The organism is Escherichia sp. 20412-1 (genome assembly GCF_003027595.1).
Classification (GTDB): domain Bacteria; phylum Pseudomonadota; class Gammaproteobacteria; order Enterobacterales; family Enterobacteriaceae; genus Escherichia; species Escherichia marmotae.
Window position 1 is genome coordinate 1 of record NZ_PYQM01000129.1, and the last position, 568, is coordinate 568.

Annotated in this window: 2 tRNA genes and 1 rRNA gene; all 3 read right to left on the reverse strand. The window is 46.0% G+C overall.

The features are described from left to right. Positions 1-188: 188 nt before the first annotated feature. A tRNA-Ala gene (locus C7B16_RS24345) sits at positions 189-264 on the reverse strand. A 42-nt stretch (positions 265-306) separates the two neighbouring features. Further along, positions 307-383, reverse strand: a tRNA-Ile gene (locus tag C7B16_RS24350). 68 nt (positions 384-451) lie between these two features. Further along, a 16S ribosomal RNA gene (locus C7B16_RS24355) occupies positions 452-568 on the reverse strand; the annotation flags it as partial.

Consider the following 568-nt stretch of genomic DNA (forward strand, 5'->3'; position numbering starts at 1 on the left):
TAACCTCACAACCCGAAGATGTTTCTTACGATCCATCATCGTGTTGCGAAAATTTGAGAGACTCACGAACAACTTTCGTTGTTCAGTGTTTCAATTTTCAGCTTGATCCAGATTTTTAAAGAGCAAAACTTCGCAGTGAACCTTTGCAGGTACACTCTGAAGTATTTTTTATTTAATCACTACAGAGATGGTGGAGCTATGCGGGATCGAACCGCAGACCTCCTGCGTGCAAAGCAGGCGCTCTCCCAGCTGAGCTATAGCCCCATAACATGTAGTTAAAACCTCTTCAAATTTGCGGTGCAAATTTGGTAGGCCTGAGTGGACTTGAACCACCGACCTCACCCTTATCAGGGGTGCGCTCTAACCACCTGAGCTACAAGCCTGTAGAGGTTTTACTGCTCATTTTCATCAGACAATCTGTGTGAGCACTGCAAAGAACAGTTCTTTAAGGTAAGGAGGTGATCCAACCGCAGGTTCCCCTACGGTTACCTTGTTACGACTTCACCCCAGTCATGAATCACAAAGTGGTAAGCGCCCTCCCGAAGGTTAAGCTACCTACTTCTTTTGC